The sequence below is a fragment of the Paraburkholderia edwinii genome, from assembly GCF_019428685.1.
GTDB classification, from domain to species: domain Bacteria; phylum Pseudomonadota; class Gammaproteobacteria; order Burkholderiales; family Burkholderiaceae; genus Paraburkholderia; species Paraburkholderia edwinii.
Genome location: NZ_CP080095.1, coordinates 104,815 through 128,413 on the forward strand (window position 1 = coordinate 104,815; position 23,599 = coordinate 128,413).

Consider the following 23,599-nt stretch of genomic DNA (forward strand, 5'->3'; position numbering starts at 1 on the left):
ATGCCTGAGGAGCCCGAACATGAACGCACCCGAAACCCATCGCATCATTGGCGCTTCCGTCAAACGTAAGGAAGACGCCCGTTTCCTCACCGGCACCGGCCAGTACACCGACGACGTGGTCCTGTCGCATCAGTCGTACGCGGTGTTTCTGCGCTCGCCGCATGCGCATGCGCGCATCAAAAGCATCGACACGACCGCGGCGAAGCAGTCACCGGGCGTCGTCGCGATCTTCACCGGCGCGGACTTCGCCGCGGACAACGTCGGCGGGCTGCCGTGCGGCTGGCTGATCCACAACATCGACGGCACGCCGATGCATGAGCCGCCGCATCCGGTGATCGCGCATACGAAGGTCAGGCACGTCGGCGACCAGGTCGCGCTCGTGATCGCCGATTCGGTCAACGCCGCGAAAAACGCGCTCGAACTGATCGAAGTCGACTACGAGGAGCTGCCGGCGATCGTCGATACCGCGCATGCAGCCGACGCAGGCCAGCCTGCCGTGCACGACGAAGTGCCGAACAACACATGCTTCACGTGGGGCCACGGCGACAAGGCCGCGACCGACGCCGCCTTCGCCAATGCCGCGCACGTCACCACGCTCGATATCGTCAACAACCGGCTCATACCGAACGCGATCGAGCCGCGCGCGGCGAACGCCGCGTGGTCGCCGTACGACGACACCTATACCGTCTACGTCGCGAACCAGAACCCGCATGTCGAACGGCTGCTGATGGCCGCCTTCGTGCTCGCGTTGCCGGAGTCGAAAGTGCGCGTGATCGCACCGGATGTAGGCGGCGGTTTCGGCTCGAAGATCTTTCTGTACGCGGAAGACGTCGCGGTGACATGGGCGTCGAAGAAGGTGCGGCGCCCGGTCAAATGGACTGCCGAGCGCTCCGAATCCTTCCTCTGCGATGCGCACGGCCGCGACCACGTGACAAAGGCCGAACTCGCCATCGACAAGGACGGCAAGTTCCTCGCGATGCGCGTGCATACGATCGCGAATATGGGCGCGTATCTGTCGACCTTCGCGTCGAGCGTGCCGACCGTGCTATACGCGACGCTGCTCGCCGGCCAGTACGCGACGCCCGCGATTTACGCGGAAGTCAAAGCCGTCTTCACGAACACGGTGCCCGTCGATGCGTATCGCGGCGCCGGACGCCCCGAAGCAACCTATGTGGTCGAGCGTCTCGTCGAAACCGCGGCGCGCGAGCTGAACATTCACCCGGCCGAACTGCGCCGCCGCAACTTCATCCGTTCGTTCCCGTATGCGACGCCGGTCGGCCTCACCTACGACACCGGCGACTACGACACCATTCTGGCGCGCGCCATGCAGCTCGCCGACGTCGAAGGCTTCGCCGCGCGCAGGCAGGCGTCGGAACAGAAAGGCAAGCGCCGCGGCCTTGGCTTCTCGTGCTACATCGAAGCGTGCGGACTCGCGCCGTCAAACGTCGCGGGTGCGCTCGGCGCGCGTGCGGGCCTCTTCGAAGCAGGCGAGATCCGCGTGCATCCGACCGGCTCCGTCACGGTGTTCACGGGCTCGCATAGCCACGGCCAGGGCCACGAGACGACCTTTGCGCAAGTGGTGGCCGACCGGCTCGGCGTGCCGATCGAAAACGTCGAGATCGTGCACGGCGACACCGGACGCATTCCGTTCGGCATGGGCACGTACGGCTCGCGCTCGATCGCGGTCGGCGGCTCGGCGATCGTGAAAGCGCTCGACAAGATCGAGGCGAAAGCGAAGAAGATTGCCGCGCACCTGCTCGAAGCGTCGCCCGACGATATCGAGTTCAAGGACGGCACGTTCCGCGTCGCCGGCACCGATCGCACGAAGACCTTCACCGACGTGTCGCTGGCCGCTTACGTGCCGCACAACTATCCGCTCGACAAGCTCGAGCCGGGCCTCGACGAAAGCGCGTTCTACGACCCGACCAACTTCACATATCCGGCCGGCGCGTATATTTGCGAAGTCGAAGTCGACGTCGATACAGGCGAAACGCGCATCGAACGCTTTACCGCCGTCGACGACTTCGGCAACGTGATCAACCCGATGATCGTCGAAGGGCAGGTGCACGGCGGGCTCGGCCAGGGAATCGGCCAGGCGATGCTCGAGCGCTGCGTGTACGACACCGAAAGCGGCCAGTTGCTGTCGGGCTCGTACATGGATTACGCGATGCCGCATGCGTCCGATCTGCCACAGTTCACCGTGGAAACCGCAAAGGGCACACCGTGCACGCACAATCCGCTCGGCGTGAAAGGCTGCGGTGAAGCGGGCGCGATCGGCTCGCCGCCGGCGGTGATCAACGCGATCATCGATGCGCTCGCGCCGCTTGGCGTCACCGACCTCGCCATGCCGGCGACGCCACATCGGATCTGGTCCGCGATGCGGACCGCGGGTGCATCGCAAGCTACGTCATCCAAACAGGCCTGAGCCGAGGAGCCCACATGTACACGTTCGACTATCAACGTGCGGCCGATCCGAAGGCCGCAGTATCGGCGCTCGCCGCGGACGGCGAAGCGAAATTCCTGGCCGGCGGCCAGAGCCTGCTGCCGACCATGCGCTTGCGTCTCGCGCAGCCGTCGAAGCTGATCGACGTCACGCGCATTCCCGCGCTCAAGCAGATTCGCGCGGACGGCAATTCGCTGTCGATCGGCGCCGCCGTCTGTCACGCCGATGTCGCGGCGAACGCGGATGTGCGCCGCGTGCTGCCCGCGCTCGCCGATCTCGCCGCGCATATCGGCGATCGTCAGGTGCGCGCGCTCGGCACGATCGGCGGCTCGCTCGCGAACGACGATCCGGCCGCATGCTATCCCGCCGGCGTGCTCGGCCTTGGGGCCACGGTCGTGACCGACCGCCGCCGGATTGCGGCCGAAGACTTTTTCGTCGGCATGTATGAGACCGCGCTGGCACCGGACGAGCTGATCGTGTCGGTCGAGTTTCCGCTCGCCGAGCGCGCCGCATACGAGAAGTTCAGAAATCCGGCATCGCATTTCGCGCTCGTCGGCGTGTTCGTCGCGAAGCAGGCGGGCGGCGTGCGCGTTGCGGTGACGGGCGCGGCGCCGTCGGTATTTCGTGTGCCCGAGCTCGAAAAGGCGCTATCGGCCGATTTCTCGCCCGCGGCAGCGCGCGCCGTGACGGTGTCGGCCGACGGTCTCAACACCGATCTGCACGCGAGCGCGGACTATCGTGCTCATCTGATTCCAATCCTCGCGGCGCGCGCGGTCGAGCGCGCGAAGGCATAGCAGCGGGTCGACGCGGCATGCAACCCGCCTCCATCGACGACACGCTCGCGCAACTGACGGCACAGGACTACTTCGCCAGCCGCGAGCTTGCGACCGCGCTCTTTCTCGCGCTGCGGATGGAGCGGCCGCTCTTCGTGGAAGGCGAGCCCGGCGTCGGCAAAACCGAGCTCGCGAAGGCGGCGGCCGGCATGCTCGGCACGTCGCTACTGCGGCTGCAGTGCTACGAAGGGCTCGACACGGCCAGCGCGCTGTACGAGTGGGACTACCCGCGGCAGATCATGGCGCTGCGCGTCGCGGAAGCGGCCGGCGAGAAACCCACCAACGACACGCTCTATCGCAGCGAGTTTCTGCTCAAGCGCCCGCTGCTGCAGGCGCTGATGCCCGACGAGCGGAACCCGGGCGCGCGCCGGGTGCTGCTGATCGATGAAATCGACCGTGCCGACGAGCCGTTCGAAGCGTTTCTGCTCGAACTGCTGTCGGACTTCCAGGTGTCGATTCCCGAGTACGGCACCGTGTGCGCGCAGCAGCGGCCGCTCGTCGTGATGACGTCGAACCGTACACGCGAAGTGCACGATGCGTTGAAGCGGCGCTGTCTCTATCAATGGATCGGTTACCCGGAACGCGAGCGCGAACTCGCGATCGTCGCCGCGCGCGCGCCCGAGACGAGCGAGGCGTTGCAACGGCACGCGGTCGGCTTCGTGCATCAGTTGCGCGGGATGGACCTGTTCAAGGCGCCGGGCATCGCTGAAACAATCGACTGGTGCCGCGCGCTGAACGCGCTGAGCGTGACCGAGCTCGATCCGCAATCGGTGCAGGATACGTTGGGCGTACTGCTTAAGTATCAGGACGATCTTGCGCGCATGGACGCGCAGCAGATTGCCGAGTGCATTGCCGCGGCGGAGTGACCTGAGATGGACTCGACGCCGGATACAGACGAAGCACCGAACCCCAACGCAGACGCTTACGCAAACGCGGACGCAAACGCGAATGCCTTCCCGACACTCGCGCGCAACGTCGTGCACTTCGTGCGGCTGTTGCGCGCGGCCGGTCTGCCGATGTCGCCGGCGCAAGCGGTCGACGCACTCGAGGCCTTGCACTGCGTCGGCCTCGCGCGCCGCGACGACGTCCAGGCCGCGTTGGCCGCGCTGCTCGTGCGCGCGCCCGACGAGCGCGAACTCTTCGACGCCGCCTTCGATCTCTTCTGGCGCGACCCCGACTGGGCCGGCAAAATGCGCGCGCTGCTGCTGCCGAAAGTGGGCAACTCGATCCCGCCGCCCAAACGCAACAACCGTCTCGCCGACGCGCTCGCGGCGCGTCCGCCGGCCACGCGCAACGCGCCGCGCGCGCCGCGGATGGAACAGCACGAACTGCATGCGCACGTCACCTTCAGCGCCGAGGAACGGCTGCGTCACCGCGACTTCGATACGCTCACGGCCGACGAATGGCGCGCGCTGCGCCATGTGATCCGCAGCCACCGTCTGCCGCTCGCGATGGAATCGACGCGCCGCCTGAAGGCCGCCTCGCGCGGCACGCATGCGGACCTGCGCGCGAGCGCGCGCCATGCAGTGCGAGCGGGCGGCGACTGGACCGTCTGGAAATATCGCGCGGCCGTCGAACGTAAGCCGCCGCTCGTGCTGCTACTCGATATCTCGGGCTCGATGAGCAGCTACTCGCGCGCGGTGCTGTACTTCTGCCATGCGCTGCTGCAGTCGCGCGAGCGGCTGCAGGTGTTCCTGTTCGGCACGCGTCTGACGAATGCGACGCGCGCGCTGCGCGAGCGCGACCCCGACGTGGCAATCGCGGCGATCGCGGATCAGGTGGTCGACTGGTCCGGCGGCACGCGCATCGGCGCGGCGCTCGCCGAATTCAACCGGCGCTGGGCACGGCGCGTGCTGACCGGCAGGGCAACGGTGCTGCTCGTCACCGATGGCCTCGATCACGAAGCGATCGATCTGCTCGGCGCCGAAATGAGCCGTCTGCGGCGTTTCGCGCACCGCATCGTCTGGCTCAATCCATTGCTGCGCTACAGCGAATTCTCGCCGAAGGCGCGCGGCGTGCAGGCGATCCTGCCGCATGTGGACGCGCACCGTCCGGTCCATAATCTCGACAGCCTCAGTGCGTTCGCCCGCGATCTCGCGCAACTCGCGCACATGACGCAGCCGTCTCGCTCCACTCACTCAACGCAGCCGGCTCATTTGACGCGGCCGGCGGCAGCGTCCGAGGCCGCCGTCCGCCCCCCGATGCCCGCAGGAGACACACGATGGAACTGACCGAAAGCTATAAGCTTCCCGTTTCGCAACAGCGCGCGTGGGAAGCGTTGAACGACACCGAAATCCTGCGCGCCTCGATACCGGGCTGCGAAAGTATCGACGCGGACGGCGAGAATGCGTACGCGCTGTCGATGAGCGCATCGGTCGGTCCCGTTAAGGCGCGCTTCAAAGGGCGTATGCTGCTGACCGACATCGACGCGCCCCATACGTATACGATTGTGTTTGAAGGCCAGGGCGGCGCGGCGGGCTTCGGCAAGGGTAACGCGCAGGTGACGCTCGAGCCGGACGGCGACGACGCCACCACGCTCTCGTACACGGCGAGCGCGCAGGTCGGCGGCAAGCTCGCGCAGATCGGCTCGCGGCTCGTCGATGGCGCCGCACGCAAGATCGCCGGCGAATTTTTCAAGCGCTTCAGCGCGCAGTTGACGGGCGGCGGCGAAGGTACGGCCACCGATGAAACCGCAGCACCTGCCGCTGACAGCGAGGCAGAACAAACCGGCGCAACGGAATCCACCACCGAGGGCGCCGAACCGAAGAGGAAGAAATCATGGACAGCGTGGATCTCGAAGTCCTGAAATCCAGTGCACGCTGGCTCGACGAAGGTCACCGCGCGCTACTGGTCACAGTCGTCAGGACGTGGGGCTCGTCGCCCCGGCCCGAAGGCGCGATGCTCGCGGTGCGCGACGATGGGCTCGTAGTCGGCTCGGTCTCGGGCGGCTGCATCGAAGACGATCTGATCGATCGCGTACGCAACCGCGGCATCGAACAGACGCACCCGGAAGCAGTGAAGTACGGCATCAGCGCCGAAGAGGCGCATCGCTTCGGCCTGCCATGCGGCGGCACGATCCAGCTCGTGCTCGAACCGCTCTCCAGGGCAAGCGGCATTGCTGAACTGTGCCACTCAGTGGAAGACGGCAAGCTCGTCGCGCGCACGCTCGATATGGCGAGCGGCGCGGTTCACTATGGCGCGGCGCTAGCCACCGATGGCGTCGACTTCAACGAGCAGCGCCTGCTCACCATCCACGGCCCGCGCTACCGCATGCTTGTGATCGGCGCCGGGCAACTGTCGCGGTATCTCTGCAATATCGCGGTCGGTCTCGACTATCAGGTCACCGTTTGCGACCCGCGCGAAGAGTACACGGACGAGTGGAATGTACCCGGCACGAGAATCGTGCGCACCATGCCCGACGACACGGTGCTCGAGATGAAGCTCGACGAGCGCTGCGCGGTGATCGCACTCACGCACGACCCGAAGCTCGACGACCTCGCACTGATGGAAGCGCTGAAGACGCCGGCGTTCTACGTCGGCGCACTGGGCTCGCGCCGCAACAACGCAGCGCGCCGCGAGCGCCTGAAGGAGTTCGATCTGACCGACACCGAGCTTGCGCGCCTGCACGGCCCGGTCGGCATTTATATCGGCAGCCGCACGCCGCCCGAGATCGCGGTGTCGATTCTTGCCGAAGTGACGGCGGCGAAAAACGGCGTATCGCTGCCCACACTGCTTCAAGTCGAAGGCGCGAAGGCCGCGCGTGAGATCGCCGCAAATGCAGGTACCGTCTGCGGCATTCCTGACGAAATCAGCGAGCGGCACGCGTAGCGAAACACGCGCGTGGCTTCCGGCGAGCGGCTGGTCAACGCCGCTCGCCGTCTCTTCACATCCCTTCCCATTCCCTCAGCGTTCCTCAGCGTTAGCCATTTGGCTGACTGCCGCTTTTGACCCGATCTCCCTAGCATGAGCCTCTGTGTCGCGGTGCTCCCACGCGCAGACACTCCGACAATCCATTCCATTGACGGAATATTCTTTGGAGGTTATATTGCTTATGAACTGGGAAGTCGAATACACCCACACTTTCGGTGACTGGTGGGAAGTTTTGAACGAAGCGGAACAGGAGTCGGTCGCGGCATCGGTGCGGCTGCTCGAAGAATACGGTCCGTACTTGCGTTACCCGCATTCGAGCCAGATCCATGGCTCGCGTTGCGGCCATATGCGCGAGTTGCGCATCCAGCACGAAGGGCGGCCGTACCGCGTGCTGTACGCGTTCGACCCGTCGCGCACTGCCATCTTGCTGCTCGGTGGCAACAAGGGCGGCGACGGCCGCTGGTATCAGCGGAACGTCCCGCGCGCAGACAGGCTTTACGGCAAGCACATCGAGCAATTGAAACAGGAGGAAACCGAATATGGTCAAGAAGTTTGCTGAACTGCGGGCGAAAATGTCGCCCGACTCCCGGGCTCGCTCCGAACAGAAGGCGCGCCGTCTGATGACGGAAATGGCGTTGCATGAGCTGCGCCGGGCTCGCGGCATGTCTCAGGAAGACCTCGCTCTTGTGCTGCATGTGAAGCAGCCGAGCGTCGCGAAGTTCGAGCAGCGCGCGGACACCTATATCTCCACGCTGCGCGACCATATTCGGGGCCTCGGCGGCGAGCTGGAGATCATCGCGGTCTTTCCCGAAGGCGACGTGAGAATCACCAACTTCGAGGTGCTGGAAAGCGAGGCATAGCCAATAGCGCGATGCATGCCGGTTACACGGCGTCCCGGCATGCATCGCGCTCATGCAACTACAGCGGCAACTGCGTAGCTCGCTACGTGCGGTCGCCGCTTGACAACAATTCCGTGCGCCTTTTAAGTGTGAAGTCCGGCGCAAGGTTCTGCGCCCTCCACTTCGACGCCCAACCGACATCGTGCACGTGCCCGACCTCCTGCGTTCTCTCGTGCCCGTCTTTATCGCGGCTGCGCTCTGGTCCAGCCACGCCAGCGCGGCGGGCACCGCGGCGAACAACGACGTTCCGGCCATCGCAAACGACCCGGCCCCGAGTTCTACCGTCAGCCCCGCCCGTTCTGTCGAACCGTACGTCAACGAGCAGGAAACGCAAACGTTCACCGTCAACGCGGACGGCTCGTTCACGAAGCTCGACGAGATGACGCTGCGCGTCAATACCGAGGCCGGTGTCGCGCGCGTGGCGCAGCACTACATCTGGTTCAATCGCAATATGGCGAAGGTCGACGTGATCGAGGCGTACACGACCGGCGCCGACGGTGTACGACACGACGTGCAGCCCGGTGAGATTCGCGACGTGCAGGAAGCGCGCTCGTTCGATGCGCCGATGTTCCAGGACATCCTCGAGAAGGTTATCGTTTTCCCCGCGATGGAGCCCGGTGTACGCATTCATTTGAAGTACCGGAAAACGCAGCAAGTCCCGATCGTGCCAGGCTATTTCAGCGATTTCACACCGCCCGATCTCGCGCCCACGCACAACTTCCGTCTCATCTACGACCTGCCCGCGAATATGCCGCTCTACGCCGACGCGCGCGGCTTCACCGCGGCGCCGCCCGTCACGGAGAACGGCCGCACGCGCTACGAGTTTCGCTACGACAGGGCGCGCTTCGGGCGCCTCGAATATGGCTCGATCTCGTACGTGAGTTATGGCGACCGGTTGATGGTGTCGACGTATCGCGACTACGCGGCCTTTGCGGCGACGTACAAGGCATCGGCAGTCGACCCGAGCGCGTCGGACCCTGCGATCGTCCGTCTCGCGCGCACGCTGACCGAAGGTGACAGCACGCCGCGAGAGAAAGCGAAGACGCTTTACGACTGGGTGCGCAAAAATATCCGCTATGTCGCGGTGAACGTCGGGCGCGGCGCGGTCGTGCCGCATCGCGCGGCCGAAATCCTCGCGCTGCGCTATGGCGACTGTAAAGACCACGTCGCACTTTACGGCGCGCTGCTCGACGCTGTCGGCATACGCAACGAACCCGCGTTGATCAACAGCGGCACGGTCTATTCATTGCCGTCGGTGCCGGGTTTTGGCGTGCTGAATCACGTCATCACGTATCTGCCCGATTTACAGCTATATGCCGATTCGACCGCGCCGAACGTTGAATTTGGCTATCTGCCGTCAACCGACATGGACCGGCCGACCGTCCTCGTCAACCAGGGCGTGCTCGGCCATACGCCGGCCACCGCGACGATGGCGCGCCACAGCGATCTCACGATCACGGTCGCGCCCGACGGCTCCGCCAACTTCGTCTACCGTCTGCAGGCAACCGGCTGGGCCGCCGAGCAGGGCCGCGCGATGCTGCGGCTGCAAACGCCCGCGCAGCGCGAAGAAGCGATTCAGGGCGAGTTGCGCGCGGCCAATCTGACCGGTAACGCGACGCTCTCGACGAACGCGCTCGATGCTTCCGCCGGCCCGCTGATCGTCACCATGAAAGGCACGCTCGAAGATTTCGTGCTGCCGGGCGCGGCGGCGTCGATCCCCGCCCTGACGAGCTTTGTCGGCGGCTTCCAGTCGGATGCGCGCTACTGGCTCGGCGAACGGCAGCGCACGCAGCCGTTCGTCTGCCGCAACATCGAATTGCACGAGCGCACACGCATCGTGCTGCCCGCGAATTTCCGCGTGCTCGATATGCCCGAAGCCGCGCATGCCGACGACCGCTTTATCGATTTCCGCTCGACGTATCAGTACGATCCGAAAACCAATGTCGTGACGATGGCGCGCGACGGCAGCACGCGATTCAGCAGCGAAGTGTGCTCACCGGATGAGTTCGCGCAGATGCGCGCGGGCATCGAGACGATCGGGCGCGACGTGCGCGCGCAGGTGATCGTCAGATCGACGCTGCCCGGTGTGGAGCGCGCGGGAGCGGGAAAAAGCGAAAGTGGAAATCCGGCGGGTACGGCAAGCAGCGCGAACAATGCATCGCGACGCGCGCAAAAGGTCATTGCTGAAACGCCGTGAGCGGGTTTGTCGCGCGATAAAAGCCGCACGCAAAACCCGCTCAAACCCGCGCAAACTCATCACTCAGGCGAACCATTTAAACCACCATCAAACCGGCCACAGCGGCCCTTCCTGCATCGCGCCGATCTGTTCGCGCAGTTCGAGAATGCGGTCCTCCCAATAGCGCTGCGTGTTGAACCATGGAAAGGCCACCGGAAACGCGGGGTCGTCCCAGCGCCGCGCGAGCCACGCCGAATAGTGAATGAGCCGCAGTGTGCGCAGCGCCTCGATCAGATGCAGTTCGCGTGGCTCGAATTCGCAGAAGTCTTCGTAACCGGCCAGCAGATCCGTCAACGCGCGCGACGCATCGCCGCGTTCGCCCGGCAGGAGCAGCCACAAGTCCTGCACCGCGGGCCCCATGCGGCTGTCGTCGAAATCGACGAAATGCGGGCCTCGATCGGTCCACAGCACGTTGCTCGGATGGCAATCGCCGTGCATGCGCAACGCGGCGATATCGCCCGCACGCTCGAACGCACGTTCGACGCCTTCGAGCGAGAGATTCACAACCGTGAGCCACGCTTCGCGCACATCGCTGGGCACAAAGTTCTGCTCGAGCAAAAAGTCGCGCGACTCGTAACCGAACGTGCGGATATCGAGTGTCGGCCGCTCCGTGTAGCGTTGCGTGCGGCCCACGGCATGGATGCGTCCGATAAAGCGCCCGAGCCATTCCAGCGTGTCGCGCTGCTCGAGTTCGGGCGCGCGGCCGCCGCGCCGCTCGAACAGCGCGAAGCGGAAACCGTCGAACGCATGCAGCGTGCGGCCTTCGAACGCGCGTGCCGGCACCGCGGGAATCTCGCGCGCGGCGAGTTCGGCGACAAACGCGTGTTCTTCGAGAATGGCCGCATCGCTCCAGCGTTCCGGCCGATAGAACTTCGCGACGATCGGCGCGCCGTCTTCGACGCCGATCTGATAGACGCGGTTCTCGTAGCTGTTGAGCGGTAGCATGCGCCCGTCGGTGCGCGCGCCCGTGCTTGCCAGCACGCTGTCGATCGCGTCGAGCACGCGTTCCGGCGTGAGCCGGGCGAAGGGGACGGCGGCGCCGTCTCCGATGTCCTGAGTGTCTTCGTTCATGCCCGCATTGTGCGCCGTGCCGCCGTCAAACACGAGTGTTTGCAGCGCAGCATGCGGGCATGAGAACCGCTGGGAACGGGCGAAACCGCGCCGTGTTCAGTGCAGCGGCGCGCCCGACGGACGCACGAGTTCGCCCGTATCGATCAGGTCTTCAAGGAAAAAGGGTTCAGTGTTGAGCTGCTGCGTCGTGCCGGGCTCGCCGGCGTACCACGCCACCATGGCCATGTCGCCCAGAATGCGCATGACGATCCCGCGTGCGCCCGCGGGCACCGCGATATGAACGGATCGGACAATAGAACCGACTTGCATGATATTTCCCCGTTCTGCGTCTGCCGGCTTGGGAGGATTGCGCCGGTCAATGTGACGATTGAAAAACGTCGCTTCGACAGAAAAAGTTGCGTACGCACCTGATCTTCACCAGCGACGTACACATGACTACCACGCCATTGTTACCACATCGAGTACGCAGGCAATAGCAGAAAAAGAGGTACATGTACCGCTGTTTCTATCGATTTGACTTACGAAACGCTAACTGTAACGTGCAGTAAACAGCCCATCATAAACCGTTCGGCGACGAACCCTCGAAAATGGACATGTAGACTACGATACGCGTTATATTCCTGTCGCGCGCGACGCTTACCATTCAGGTTTCAGCCGGGTTTGTGTAGGGTTCAAGCCGGGTCTAAGCCAGATTTCAGCCGGGTTCAAGTGTCACGCATGCGCGCACGCCCGCTGCTTCGGCGGCGCCGTCCCTTTCGGCCCTCATCGGACCGCACCGTAAATGTGGATTGTTCGCCTCGCGCTGCGGCGCCCATACACTTTTGTCGTTTTAGCTCTGCTGCTGCTAATCGTTGGGCCGCTGACGATCCTGCGCACTCCGACAGATATCTTCCCGAACATCGATATTCCGGTGCTGTCGGTTATCTGGACCTTCCAGGGTTTGCCCGCCGACGAGATGGAGAAGCGCATCGTGCTCAACTACGAGCGCGGGCTCTCGACCACCGTCAACGATATCGAGCACATCGAATCGACTTCGCTGTACGGCGTCGCGGTGGTCAAGATCTTTTTCCAGCCGCACGCGAACATTCAGGAAGCGCTCGCGCAGGTCACCGCGCTCTCGCAATCGCAATTGCGCTCGCTGCCGCCGAGCATCACGCCGCCGAGCATCCTGCGCTACAACGCGTCGACGGTGCCGATTCTGCGGCTCGCGCTATCGTCGCCGTCGCTCACCGAGCAGGAGCTGTACGACTTCGGTAATAACTTCCTGAAGACACAGCTCGCCACGGTGCCCGGCGCGTCGGTGCCGCTGCCTTATGGCGGCAAGCAGCGCCAGATCATGATCGATATCGATACGCGCAAGCTGCAGGAGCGCAATCTGTCGCCGACCGATGTGGTGAATGCGATCACCGCGCAAAACCTGATCGTGCCGACCGGCACCGCAAAAATCGGCTCGACCGAGTACGCGGTGGAAATGAACGCGAGCCCCGATTCGCTCGCAGGCCTGAACAACATCCCCGTCAAGACCACCGCCAACGGCACGATCTATATTCGCGATGTCGCGCACGTGCGCGACGGCTTCCAGCCGCAGACCAACATCGTGCGCGTGAACGGCCAGCGCGCGTCGCTGCTCACCATCAACAAGAGCGGCAACACGTCGACGCTCGAGATTGTCAACGACATCAAGAACATGATGCCGACGCTGCGCAACCTCGTGCCGGCGTCGCTGAAGATCGATCCGGTCGCGGACCAGTCGCTGTTCGTGCGCGCCTCCGTGCAGGGCGTGCTGCGCGAGGCGCTAATCGCCGCGTGCCTGACGGGCCTGATGATCCTGCTGTTTCTCGGCAACTGGCGCGCCACGCTGATCATCGCGGTATCGATTCCGCTCTCGATGATCACGTCGATCATCGCGCTATCGGCGCTCGGCGAGACGATCAACATCATGACGCTCGGCGGCCTCGCGCTCGCGGTCGGCATATTGGTGGACGATGCGACCGTCGCGATCGAAAACATCAGCCATCAGCTCGAGCAGGGCAAGAATCTCGAGCAGGCGATTCTCGACGGCGCGCAACAGATCGCCGTGCCGACGCTGGTATCGACGCTGTCGATCTGTATCGTGTTCGTGCCGATGTTCCTGCTGTCCGGCGTCGCACACTATCTGTTCATTCCGCTGGCCGAAGCGGTCGTGTTCGCGATGCTCGCGTCGTACTTCTTCTCGCGTACGCTCGTGCCGACGCTCGCGAAGTATCTGTTGCGGGATCACCATAAGGCAGCGGATTCGCATCACGCGCAGACGCACACGCGCAATCCGTTCATGCGTGTGCATTTCGCGTTCGAACGCGGCTTTGCGAGCCTGCGCGAGCGCTACCGCCGGTTTCTCGTTGCGCGCGTCGCCAAACCCGGCCTGTTCTCGGCGGGCTTTCTTGTGTGCTGCCTGCTGTCGCTGCTGTTGATGCCGTTCCTCGGACGCGACTTCTTCCCGTCGGTCGACGCGGGCACGATCGCGCTGCACCTGCGCGCCAAAACAGGCACGCGCGTCGAGGAAACGGCCGTCATCACCGACCGCGTCGATGCGAAAATCCGCCAGCTGATTCCGCCCGACGAACTGCATTCGATCATCGACAACATCGGCCTGCCGGTGTCGGGTATCAACCTGTCGTACAGCAACACGGGCACGATCGGCACCTCGGATGCGGATGTGCTGATCACACTCAATGAAGACCATCGTCCGACCGCCGACTACGTGCGCAAACTGCGCCGCACGCTAAGCGACGAATTCCCCGGCGTCCAGTTCTCGTTCCTGCCCGCCGATATCGTGAGCCAGACGCTGAACTTCGGCATGCCGTCGCCGATCGATATCCAGATTGTCGGGCGCAACGTGCAGGCGAACCGGATCTATGCGGCGCAGCTGCTGAGCAAGCTGCGCAGCGTGCCGGGACTGGCCGACGCGCGCATCCAGCAGCCGGCGGACCTGCCGCGCATCTTTATCGACGTCGACCGCACGCGCGCGCAGCAGGCCGGCTTCACACAAAGCGACGTCGCGCGCAACCTGCTAATCACGCTGTCCGGCAGCCAGCAAACCACGCCGACGTTCTGGCTCAATCCGCGCAACGGCGTGAGCTACAACGTGATTACCGAAGCGCCGCAGTACACGATGGACTCGCTGCAGTCGCTCGCCAACATTCCGCTCAACGCGAACGGTCATACGAACATTCTCGGCGCGCTGTCGACGATGCACCGCGAAGCCGGCAACGCCGTGCTCACGCACTACAACGCGCAGACCACGATCGACATCTACGGCACGGCCGACGGCCGCGATCTCGGCGCCGTCTCCGACGACATCAACAAAATCATCGAGGAATCGAAAGCCGACCTGCCGCAGGCATCGACCGTCAAGGTGCGCGGCCAGGTGCAGACGATGAACGACTCGTTCAGCGGCCTGTTCGCAGGCCTGATCTTTGCGATCGTGCTGGTGTATCTGCTGATTGTCGTGAACTTCCAGTCGTGGCTCGATCCGTTCATCATCATTACCGCGCTGCCCGGCGCGCTTGCCGGCATCGTCTGGATACTGTTCCTCACGCATACGACGCTGTCGATTCCGGCGCTCACGGGCGCGATCATGTGTATCGGCATCGCGACCGCGAACTCGATTCTCGTCGTGAGCTTCGCGCGCGAGCAGTTGCTCGAGCACGGCGACCCGGTGCGCGCGGCGATCGAAGCGGGCTTTACGCGTTTCCGCCCGGTGCTGATGACGGCGCTCGCCATGGTGATCGGCATGGTGCCGATGGCGATCGGCCTCGGCGAAGGCGGCGAACAGAACGCACCGCTCGGCCGCGCGGTGATCGGCGGTCTGATGATCGGCACGCTTGCCACGCTGGTGTTCGTGCCGGTGCTGTTCTCGATGATTTACCGGCGGCTTGCCGACCGGCGGCAGAGAGCCGCCGAACATGTCGTATCCAGGCCGTAGTGACACGAAGCGCGTTGCGCGCAAGGTCGTTCGATATGGAGCGTTGATGGAAGGGAAGCCTCTTGATGAATCCGCGGTCAGCCGCGGCGCCCCGTCCGCGGCAGCCACGAAGCGCGGGCGCTGGATTGCCGTGCTCGCGGTCATCGTCGTGCTGGCGCTGGCGGCGCAAGGCATCTGGTCGCGCCGCGACGCGCATGCGACGCTCGAGCGCGAAGCCGAGCACACGGCGCAACTCAGCGTCGAGGTCGTGCATCCGCAAAAATCGGATGCCGCGCTCGATCTCGTGCTGCCCGGCAACGTGCAGGCGTACCTCGATACGCCGATCTACGCGCGCACGAATGGCTACCTGAAGAAGTGGTACGCCGATATCGGCAGCCATGTGAAGTCCGGTCAGCTGCTCGCCGAAATCGATACGCCGGAAGTCGACGATCAGCTTCGCGCGGCACGCGCGGACGTCACCAACGCACAGGCGAACTACGAGCTCGCGAAAACCACTGCGGACCGCTGGACCGACATGCTGAAGAACAAGTCGGTATCGAAGCAGGAAACCGACGAGAAGGTCGGCGACATGCTCGCGAAGAAGGGCACGCTCGACGCGGCGCGTTTCAACGTCGCGCGGCTCGAAAAGATGCAGTCGTTCCAGAAGGTCTATGCGCCGTTCGACGGCATCGTCACGGCGCGCAATGTCGACGTCGGCGCGCTGATCGACGCGGGCAGCTCGGGCGGCCCCGCGAAGGAACTGTTCCACGTCGCGCAGGCCGACCGGCTGCGCGTCTACGTGAATGTGCCGCAGGCGTACTCGCAGCAGATTCACGCGAACGAAGCCGCGTATCTGACGCTGACCGAAACGCCGGGCAAGCACTATCCGGGCACCGTCGCACGCACGTCGGGCGCCGTCGATCCGACGCAGCGCACGATGCTCGTCGAGGTCGCGGTCGACAACCGCAACGGCAACCTGCTGCCGGGCGCGTATGCGCAGGTGCATTTCGCGCTGAGCTCGCAAGGCGCGCCGTACACGCTGCCCGGCAACGCGCTGCTGTTCCGTCCGAACGGTGTGAACGTCGCGACCGTGGACGACCAGCAACGCGTGAAGCTCGTGAAGGTGCAGCTCGGCACGGACTACGGCACGCGTGTCGCGATCGCGTCCGGGCTGAACGGCAACGAGCAGGTCATTCTGAATCCGCAGGATTCGATCGTCGATGGCGCGCCGGTGCGCGTCGTGCAAACGAAGGCGGGCGCTACGAAGCCTGCCAGCGGCCCGGATGGCGCGAGCGGGACAAGTGGAACAAGCGGTGGCACAAACGGCGGCACGGCAAACGCGCAAGCCGCGGGAGCGGGCTAGTGCGGATGCGTCATCACGCTCGTATGCACCGGGGCGCGCTTTCTTCCGTCGCGCTGACTTCCGTCCCGCCGTCTTCCGTCGCGCTTTCCCGCGCGCTCGCCGCCGCAGCGGCGACGGCGCTCCTTGCCGCGTGCACGGTCGGGCCCGACTATGTGCGGCCTGCCGCGCCAACGCCCGCGACCTACAAGGAACTCGAGGGTTCGGGCTGGAAAACCGCCCAACCCGCCGACGAAAAATTGCGCGGCGCCTGGTGGGAGGTTTATCAGGATCCCGCACTGAATGGGCTCGAAGAGCAGGTCGCAACCGCGAACCAGAACGTGAAAGCGGCCGAAGCGCGCTTCCGCTCGGCGCGCGCGACCGTGGCACAGTTCCGTTCGCAATTCTTCCCGCTCATCACCTATTCGGGCGGCTACTCGCGTGCGCGCTCGTCGCGCAACATCGAATTCCGCTCGACCGCGGGCAAGACGCTCAACGACTATTCGATCGGCGCGGACGCAACGTGGGAGCCGGACCTGTGGGGCCGCATATCGCGGTCCGTCGAGGGCGCGAAGGCGAACGCGCAGGCAAGCGCGGCCGACGAGCAAAGCGTGTTGCTGTCGATGCAGGCCGAGCTTGCGACGGATTACTTCGAACTGCGCGGCATCGATCGCGAGCAGCAGCTGCTCGACGACACGATCCGTGCGTACAAGGACGCCGTCGAGCTGACGCAGAACCGGCTCAACGGCGGCATCGCAACCGACGCCGACGTGGCACAGGCGCAAACGCAATTGCGCACGACCGAGGCGCAGCAGATCGATCTCGGCGTGCAGCGCGCGCAACTCGAACACGCGATCGCGATCCTGACGGGCCAGCCGCCCGCCGGCTTCTCGCTGCCCGTCATTCCGCTGAACGCGGTGGCGGTCGTCGCGCCGGCAGGCGTGCCTTCGACACTGCTCGAGCGGCGCCCCGATATCGCGTCGGCCGAACGGCAGATGGTCAATACCAATGCGCAGATCGGCGTTGCGACGGCGGCCTTTTTCCCGGACCTGATCCTGTCCGTGACGGGCGGCCTCGAAGCGACCAACTACAGCCAGTGGCTGCTCGCGCCGAGCCGGTTCTGGTCGCTCGGGCCGTCGCTCGCGGGCACGCTGCTCGACTTCGGCGGCCGCTCCGCGCAGAAGGAAGAGGCGCAGGCGAACTACGACGAGAGCGTCGCGCAGTATCGGCAAACGGTGCTGGACGCATTTGGCCAGGTCGAAGACAACCTCGCCGCGCTGCGCGTGCTCGAACATGAAGCGAAGGCGCAGGACGAAGCGGTGTCCGCCGCCGAGCGTTCGCTCGCGATCCTGAACGACCGGTACAAGAACGGCGCGATCACCTATCTCGACGTCGTCGTCGCGCAAACCACGGCGTTGAACAACGAAGTGCAGGCGGTCTCGATCGCGCGCCGCCGGATGGCCGCGAGCGTCGCGTTGATCAAGGCGCTTGGCGGCGGCTGGGATGTATCGCAGCTGCCGACCGGAGATCAGATCGTTCACCCTCCCGAGGGCGACGACAAGCCGGCGAGCGCGGTGCAAGCGCCAAGTGCCGCGCGGTAACAGCTAACGGCTGGCGGCAACGGATCGCGCCGCTTTTCTCTTTTCTGCCTTTTCCCGGACTCGCGCGGCGGTGCATACGATGCATCACAGCGCGGGCCGAGCACGCCGATTGCGCACCGGGTTACGCACATCTCCGTACATCCCGGCGACGCCGTACATAGGATCGGCGTATCGTTTAGACCCAGCTGATTTTCAGGGAGATTCTGTTCGTGACTGCACCGCCGGAACGCAAGCGGGGCGCAGCTTCGGCTGCGCCTTCTCCGTCCGCGTCCTCCACCGCATCCGCCCCGTCCACCCCGTCGTTCAAGCCCGACATTCCGTTCCTCGAACGCGGCACACGCGCTTACTGGCGAGCCAGTCTCGCGTTGCTATTCGCCGGCTACGCCACGTTTTCCCTGCTCTATTGCGTGCAACCGTTGCTGCCGGCGTTTTCGGCAAGCTTCGGCGTGAGCCCTGCGCAAAGCAGTCTGTCGCTGTCGCTCTCCACCGCCGCGCTTGCCTTCGCGATTTTCGCAGCAGGCTTCGCCTCTGAAGGATGGAGCCGTCACAAGCTGATGACGGCGTCGCTCACCGTGTCTTCCGTGCTTACCGTTGCGGTCGCGTTTACGTCGCATTGGGGCACGCTGCTGCTGTTGCGCGCGCTCGAAGGCATCGCGCTCGGCGGCGTGCCCGCAGTTGCGATGGCCTATCTCGCCGAGGAAGTGCATCCCGACGGTCTCGGGCTCGCCATGGGCCTCTATGTCGGCGGCACGGCGATCGGCGGCATGGCCGGGCGCGTGATTACCGGCATCGTCGCGGACCTGTTCTCGTGGCGCGTGTCGATCGGCACGATCGGCGTGCTCGGCATCCTGTCGATGCTCGCGTTTCGCTCGCTGTTGCCGCCGTCGCGCCATTTCGTGCCGCGCCGCGGCCTGAGCTTCGCGCATCATCGCCGCGCGCTGTTCGGGCATCTGAAGCGGCCGGGCTTGCGCCTGCTGTTTCTGATGGGCTTCGTGCTGATGGGCAGCTTCGTCACGCTGTACAACTACATCGGCTACCGGCTGCTCGCGCCGCCGTTCAACCTGAGCCAGACCGCGATCGGCAGCATCTTCGTCGTCTATCTGACGGGCGTGGTCGCGTCGCCGTGGTCGGGACGCATGGCCGATACCTTCGGTCGCGCGCGCGTGCTGAGCGGCGGTCTCGCGATCATGCTGATCGGCGTCGCGCTCACGCTGTTCCATTCGTACGTCGCAATCGCTGCCGGTATCGCGTGCTTCACGTTCGGTTTCTTCGCCGGGCACTCGGTCGCGAGCGGCTGGGTCGGGCGCCTCGCCAAAGAAGCGAAAGGGCAAGCCGCCGCGCTTTATCTGCTTGCGTACTACCTCGGATCGAGCATCATCGGCTCGTACGGCGGGCACGTGTGGGCCGCGCATGCATGGAACGGCGTCGCTGGGCTCGTCGCCGCCCTGCTGCTGATCGGCATTGCCGGCGCATCGTGGCTGCGCGGCCGCGAGCGTGTCGGCGCGGCGTAAGGGACGTCACCCTGAACGGGCAACAAGGGCTTCGACACGCATAATCAGAAAGGTAGGCGTAAGTATTCAACATACTTTTCAAAAGTTGCCTACAACCGCGAGGATCGCGGAAAGCCCCGTCCGGTGGGGCTTCAGTGGCAACACCGCGATGCATTCGATGCGACGTCACCCACTTTGGCATCCGCAACGTCACCTATACTCAAATCGAGCGTTGCAGCCGCATCATAAGAAACAGAACGACCGCGCGGCCGCTCGACACAAGTAATAGAGAAGGAGACGAACATGGGCTACTTCACCATCAGCGACTTCATCCTGGTCATTCCGATGGCGCTGGCCGGCGCGCTTTTTCTGAGCGCCCTACCGTGCAACACGGCTCTGAAGCGCAACTCACTACGCGTCATGGGCGCGCTACTCGGCGTCGTATTCGCGGTGGCGCTCGTCGAGGGACTGCCCGCGCTTGTGTAGCGGTGCAAACCTTCGTTGTCCGCAGCAGCGGTCGATAAAAAAGCCGCCGTGCATCGAGATGCATTGCGGCGGCTCCGATGGTCCGACGGGTCTTGCGATCGCTACGACAGATATCGTTCAGACTTGCTGATCGGTCGACGGCTTCTCCCACAGATTGACCCCGCCTTCGGTCGCATGGCGATCGATTTCTGCCAGCTCATCCTTCGTGAACGACAGATTGCGCAGTGCGCCGACGTTTTCGCGCACCTGCTCGGGCTTGCTCGCACCGATCAGCACCGACGTCACGCGCGGATCGCGCAGCGCCCATGCGAGCGCCATTTGCGCGAGGCTTTGACCGCGACGCTGGGCGATGTCGTTGAGCTTGCGCACGTGATCGATGTTTTGCGCACTCAGATGTTCCGACGTGAACGAATCGCCGCCCGCCTTGTTCATGCGCGCATCCGCCGGGACGCCGTTCAGATACTTGCCGGTTAGCAGCCCTTGCGCGAGCGGCGTGAACGCGATCGTGCCGGCGCCCGCTTCTTCGAGCGCATCGAGCAGCTCATGCTCGATCCAGCGGTTCAGCATGTTGTACGCCGGTTGATGGATCAGCAGCGGCACGTTCAATTCGCGCAGCAGCTTGACCATCTCGCGCGTCTTGCCGGCCGAATACGACGAAATGCCGATATAGAGCGCCTTGCCTTGCTGCACTGCCGTCGCGAGCGCGCCGGCCGTTTCTTCGAGCGGCGTGTCCGGGTCGAAGCGGTGCGAATAGAAGATATCGACGTAGTCGAGGCCCATGCGCTTGAGGCTCTGATCGAGACTTGCAAGCACGTACTTGCGCGAGCCGCCGCCCTGGCCGTACGGCCCCGGCCACATGTCGTAGCCGGCCTTCGACGAGATCAGCAGTTCGTCGCGGTATGGCTTGAAGTCTTCCTTGAAGAGACGGCCGAAGTTGGTTTCGGCGCTGCCGTACGGCGGCCCGTAGTTGTTCGCGAGGTCGAAGTGCGTGATGCCGAGGTCGAACGCCGAGCGCAGGATTTCACGCTGCGTGGAAATCGGCGTCGTGTCGCCGAAGTTGTGCCACAGACCGAGCGACAGCGCCGGCAGCTTGAGGCCGGTCTTGCCGCAAACGCGGTACTGCATGTCGGAATAGCGTGCTGAAGCTGCTTCGTAAGCCATGGCTCGAATCCTTGATTCTCGATGGAAACCGCGGGGGGACTACTGGGAAGAGAACGCGGCACCGCATTTGCGATGCGCTACAGGTATTCGTACGAAAGTTCGTACGACGAATGCGTTATGGTAGCCAATCGGCGTGTACGCTGCACGGGCATCCCGCGGCGGCCCACACTGCGGGATCAGGCAGAATGGCGCGTTTGCTGCAGCCATCAAATCGACATCAAGGAGGATTGTGTAATGACCAAGGCGGTTTCCATTGCATTGCTCGTCGGCGGCATCGTGTTGCTGTATTTCGGCGGACAGTCATTTCATTCGTTCAGCAATGACGTGTCGCGCGTCTTCACCGGCGCGCCGACGAACAAGACGATCTATCTGCTCGCGGGTGGCGCAATTGCGACGATTGCAGGGTTGATCGGACTGACGCTGGGCGGTAGGCGCTAGGCCGCGCAGGCGGCGTATTCGCCGCCGCTTCAAAGCGCAACGTCAGAACGCCACTTCAAAACGCCACTTCGGGCTTCGACGCCGAACGCGAGCCCGGCAGCGGCACATTGCTCGCGCCGTGATACGTGAACACGAGTGAGAACTTCACGTCGTTCGTCAGATTCTTGCCGGCCGAATGCAGCGTGTTGCAGTGGAAAAAGACGACGTCGCCGGCATTCAATTCCGGCGACACCGCGGTTTGAATCAACGCCTGGTTTTCCGGCAGATCGGAGCGGAAGAATTTCGCGTCGTCGAAACGCTCGGAGGTGAGCGCCGCCGTATGCGAGCCCGGCACGAGCCACAACGCGCCGTTATCGACGGTCTCGCGGCCCAGCGCGAACCACACGGAAACCAGGTCGTCGCGCTCGAACGACCAGTAACGCACGTCGCGATGCCAGCCTGTCAGGCTGCCGTACGCGGGATGCTTGGTCATCATGCAGTTGTGGTGCGCACGCGAAAGACGCGGCTCTTCGCCGAAGTACAGTTCCATCCAGCTGCGAATCTCGGATGACGTGGCGGCTTCGCGAAACAACGCGTGACGCGCATAGGCATCGAGCAGGCGCCGCACCGTATGTCCGCCCGGCGCATGCTTCGAGTCCGGTGCGCCCGGATATTTCAGGTCCGCCTCGAATTCGAGCGGCGCGGCCGCTTCGTGCAGCTGCTGTTGCGCGATCTGCTTCAGTTCGCCGCAGCGAGCGGGCGACATCAAACCCGGCACGATGACAAAGCCCTGCTCGCGCAACACCTCGACCTGCTCTTTCTTCGAATGGACGGACATGGACATTTCCGATGGCGTTCGACGGCTAAACCACGATTGTAAAACGCAGCCGATCACATGGGGCAGTATCGGATGAGGGCACGCCGCACGTCGCCGATGCAACAATGCACATCGTTCGAGCCCGGCTTGAAACCTGACAGACGGAAAGGGCGCAATCGATATGCAGCATGCCGTATCAACAGCCGCTTTCGCATCGTACAAACGATGGCCGCAAGGGTAAAAACCCGACTTCCTCGCGTCATCGATCGCGTGTAGCCTGCATGCATGTCGATTTCGACCATCCGTTGTTTCTTGCGCGCGCGGCCCTCTGCGGCACTCTGCGCGGACTTTCACGATTCGTCAGGCTTTTGCAACCGGCGCGCCGGTGCTGTTTACGCGCACCATGCCCGCGGGTCTTATGCGCACACTTATGCGCATATTTACGCGCTCATTTACACACCTGTTCGCAAGCGCATTGTCCAGCACGTTTCCGAATCCAAGCTGGCACGGTTGGTGCACTTCTCGTGCGCGCATCACGCTGCCTGAAAAAACACACGCCATGCATACCTTCCTGAGTACTGGTCTCACTCGCGCCGCATTCAATGCGGCGCGCCCCGCGCGCCGACGTGTCGTGGGCGCGCTGCGTCATCATTCCGCGCGCACGCGCGCGCTCGCCGAACAGTGGCGCGATGCAAGCCCTGTCGATAGCGTGCGCATGTGGTTTCGTACGTTCTTTTCGACGCTGAAAATGCAACGCACGTCGCGTCATTTTTCGCTGCGCACGCTGCTGCTGCGCCGTCCGACGCCGTTGCGCGTCGCGGGCATCGCCGGCGGACTCAATGTCGTGCGTGGCTTGAACGCCGCTGCACGCGCCAGGATGGGCACGAGCCGCAGCCCGCGCCGCACGTCGACGACGAGCACCGGCTGGTTCGTGTTCGCCCGCTAGTTCCCTCGCTCGCACGCCGCTTTCCGGCCGCGCAATGAAAAACACCC

General features: G+C 64.2%; 20 protein-coding genes. 16 read left to right on the top strand and 4 right to left on the bottom strand.

Annotation, left to right across the window (positions count from 1 at the left end):
• Positions 1–19 precede the first annotated feature (19 nt).
• The 9 genes from KZJ38_RS00445 (at position 20) to KZJ38_RS00485 (ending at position 10,242) form a co-directional block, all read left to right on the top strand.
• Positions 20–2,425, top strand: a complete 2,406-nt coding sequence (locus tag KZJ38_RS00445; protein ID WP_219798289.1) for a xanthine dehydrogenase family protein molybdopterin-binding subunit — start codon at positions 20–22, stop codon at positions 2,423–2,425.
• Between the two features lie 14 nt (positions 2,426–2,439).
• Entirely contained in the window at positions 2,440–3,237 is a 798-nt protein-coding gene (locus tag KZJ38_RS00450; RefSeq protein ID WP_219798290.1) for an FAD binding domain-containing protein, read from the top strand.
• 17 nt (positions 3,238–3,254) lie between these two features.
• Positions 3,255–4,142 carry an AAA family ATPase gene (locus tag KZJ38_RS00455; protein ID WP_219798291.1) on the top strand — a complete coding sequence of 296 codons (888 nt, stop codon included), beginning with the start codon at positions 3,255–3,257 and terminating at the stop codon, positions 4,140–4,142.
• Between the two features lie 6 nt (positions 4,143–4,148).
• A complete protein-coding gene (locus tag KZJ38_RS00460) occupies positions 4,149–5,507 on the top strand; it encodes a vWA domain-containing protein (protein WP_219798292.1) in 1,359 nt (452 codons plus the stop codon).
• The gene (locus KZJ38_RS00465; RefSeq protein WP_219798293.1) at positions 5,498–6,082 is read left to right on the top strand and encodes an SRPBCC family protein; all 585 of its coding nucleotides are present in this window, start codon (positions 5,498–5,500) and stop codon (positions 6,080–6,082) included. Before KZJ38_RS00460 ends, KZJ38_RS00465 begins: the two co-directional genes overlap by 10 nt.
• The gene (locus tag KZJ38_RS00470; RefSeq protein WP_219798294.1) at positions 6,055–7,104 is read left to right on the top strand and encodes an XdhC family protein; all 1,050 of its coding nucleotides are present in this window, start codon (positions 6,055–6,057) and stop codon (positions 7,102–7,104) included. Before KZJ38_RS00465 ends, KZJ38_RS00470 begins: the two co-directional genes overlap by 28 nt.
• A gap of 223 nt (positions 7,105–7,327) precedes the next feature.
• The gene (locus tag KZJ38_RS00475) at positions 7,328–7,705 is read left to right on the top strand and encodes a type II toxin-antitoxin system RelE/ParE family toxin (RefSeq protein ID WP_219798295.1); all 378 of its coding nucleotides are present in this window, start codon (positions 7,328–7,330) and stop codon (positions 7,703–7,705) included.
• Positions 7,686–8,006: a helix-turn-helix domain-containing protein gene (locus KZJ38_RS00480; protein WP_219798296.1), complete on the top strand. Its 321-nt coding sequence runs from the start codon at positions 7,686–7,688 to the stop codon at positions 8,004–8,006. The genes KZJ38_RS00475 and KZJ38_RS00480 overlap by 20 nt, the downstream gene beginning before the upstream one ends.
• A gap of 292 nt (positions 8,007–8,298) precedes the next feature.
• A complete protein-coding gene (locus tag KZJ38_RS00485) occupies positions 8,299–10,242 on the top strand; it encodes a DUF3857 domain-containing transglutaminase family protein (protein WP_219800045.1) in 1,944 nt (647 codons plus the stop codon).
• 87 nt (positions 10,243–10,329) lie between these two features.
• On the opposite strand, the gene KZJ38_RS00490 is transcribed toward KZJ38_RS00485, so the two are convergent.
• Positions 10,330–11,352: a serine/threonine protein kinase gene (locus tag KZJ38_RS00490; protein WP_219798297.1), complete on the bottom strand. Its 1,023-nt coding sequence runs from the start codon at positions 11,350–11,352 to the stop codon at positions 10,330–10,332.
• Positions 11,353–11,448: 96 nt separating this feature from the next.
• The gene (locus KZJ38_RS00495; protein ID WP_219798298.1) at positions 11,449–11,661 is read right to left on the bottom strand and encodes a hypothetical protein; all 213 of its coding nucleotides are present in this window, start codon (positions 11,659–11,661) and stop codon (positions 11,449–11,451) included.
• A 472-nt stretch (positions 11,662–12,133) separates the two neighbouring features.
• On the opposite strand from KZJ38_RS00495, the gene KZJ38_RS00500 reads away from it, so the two are divergent.
• The 5 genes from KZJ38_RS00500 to KZJ38_RS00520 all read left to right on the top strand — a co-directional run bounded on the left by KZJ38_RS00500 (position 12,134) and on the right by KZJ38_RS00520 (position 20,211).
• On the top strand, positions 12,134–15,316 hold the full coding sequence (locus KZJ38_RS00500) for an efflux RND transporter permease subunit (protein ID WP_219798299.1): 3,183 nt from the start codon (positions 12,134–12,136) through the stop codon (positions 15,314–15,316).
• A 46-nt stretch (positions 15,317–15,362) separates the two neighbouring features.
• Entirely contained in the window at positions 15,363–16,658 is a 1,296-nt protein-coding gene (locus KZJ38_RS00505) for an efflux RND transporter periplasmic adaptor subunit (protein WP_219798300.1), read from the top strand.
• Between the two features lie 5 nt (positions 16,659–16,663).
• Positions 16,664–18,235 (top strand): efflux transporter outer membrane subunit, encoded by a 1,572-nt coding sequence (locus tag KZJ38_RS00510; protein WP_246641591.1) that lies wholly within the window; start codon positions 16,664–16,666, stop codon positions 18,233–18,235.
• Positions 18,236–18,444: 209 nt separating this feature from the next.
• Positions 18,445–19,746: an MFS transporter gene (locus KZJ38_RS00515; RefSeq protein WP_219798301.1), complete on the top strand. Its 1,302-nt coding sequence runs from the start codon at positions 18,445–18,447 to the stop codon at positions 19,744–19,746.
• 282 nt (positions 19,747–20,028) lie between these two features.
• Positions 20,029–20,211 (top strand): hypothetical protein, encoded by a 183-nt coding sequence (locus tag KZJ38_RS00520; RefSeq protein ID WP_219798302.1) that lies wholly within the window; start codon positions 20,029–20,031, stop codon positions 20,209–20,211.
• Between the two features lie 117 nt (positions 20,212–20,328).
• Here the strand turns inward: KZJ38_RS00520 and mgrA are convergent, their stop codons facing one another.
• The gene (mgrA, locus tag KZJ38_RS00525; protein WP_219798303.1) at positions 20,329–21,372 is read right to left on the bottom strand and encodes an L-glyceraldehyde 3-phosphate reductase; all 1,044 of its coding nucleotides are present in this window, start codon (positions 21,370–21,372) and stop codon (positions 20,329–20,331) included.
• Positions 21,373–21,606: 234 nt separating this feature from the next.
• Here mgrA and KZJ38_RS00530 point away from each other — a divergent pair, with 234 nt between their 5' ends.
• Complete coding sequence (locus KZJ38_RS00530) at positions 21,607–21,810, top strand: DUF3185 family protein (protein WP_219798304.1); 204 nt, start codon at positions 21,607–21,609, stop codon at positions 21,808–21,810.
• Positions 21,811–21,865: 55 nt separating this feature from the next.
• Here KZJ38_RS00530 and KZJ38_RS00535 read toward each other — a convergent pair whose 3' ends face one another.
• The gene (locus KZJ38_RS00535; RefSeq protein ID WP_219798305.1) at positions 21,866–22,627 is read right to left on the bottom strand and encodes a phytanoyl-CoA dioxygenase family protein; all 762 of its coding nucleotides are present in this window, start codon (positions 22,625–22,627) and stop codon (positions 21,866–21,868) included.
• 538 nt (positions 22,628–23,165) lie between these two features.
• On the opposite strand from KZJ38_RS00535, the gene KZJ38_RS00540 reads away from it, so the two are divergent.
• Positions 23,166–23,552: a hypothetical protein gene (locus tag KZJ38_RS00540; protein WP_219798306.1), complete on the top strand. Its 387-nt coding sequence runs from the start codon at positions 23,166–23,168 to the stop codon at positions 23,550–23,552.
• The last annotated feature ends 47 nt before the right edge of the window (positions 23,553–23,599 follow it).